This is a genomic window from Rhodococcus sp. IEGM 1379 (assembly GCF_030056815.1).
GTDB lineage: Bacteria > Actinomycetota > Actinomycetes > Mycobacteriales > Mycobacteriaceae > Rhodococcus_F.
Genome location: NZ_JASHKR010000212.1, coordinates 1 through 323 on the forward strand (window position 1 = coordinate 1; position 323 = coordinate 323).

Annotated in this window: 1 protein-coding gene; it reads left to right on the forward strand. The window is 60.4% G+C overall.

Going from position 1 to position 323, the window contains the following annotated elements; all coding sequences use genetic code 11:
• Nucleotides 1-216 (forward strand): hypothetical protein (locus tag QM600_RS29560; RefSeq protein ID WP_283265334.1); only part of this gene is annotated, 216 nt, incomplete at its 5' end.
• Between the last annotated feature and the right edge of the window lie 107 nt (nt 217-323).

The following is a 323-nucleotide window of genomic DNA, read 5'->3' on the forward strand; positions in this document are numbered from 1 at the left end:
TGCTGGCTGGTTCGATCATCATGGGAACATTGCTCGGCGCCGCGGCGATCACTTCGCTCTGACAGCGGATATGCCACCCTCCCCGCCCCGCAGGTAGTCGACGGGCACAGTTTCCTGTATCGCAACACGCCTGCGCGATCCTCCCAGGTGCTGCTATCGGTAGCGATCCACAACCTCGCGAAACCGAAGATCGACTCGGCTTACATCCCAGAATGACTCGCGCCCAAAGGGTTCGGGCTCATGCACTATTTACATCTAAGGAGACCCCCGTGCTCGGACTCGGCATCATCGGATGGATCATCATCGGCGGACTCGCCGGCTGG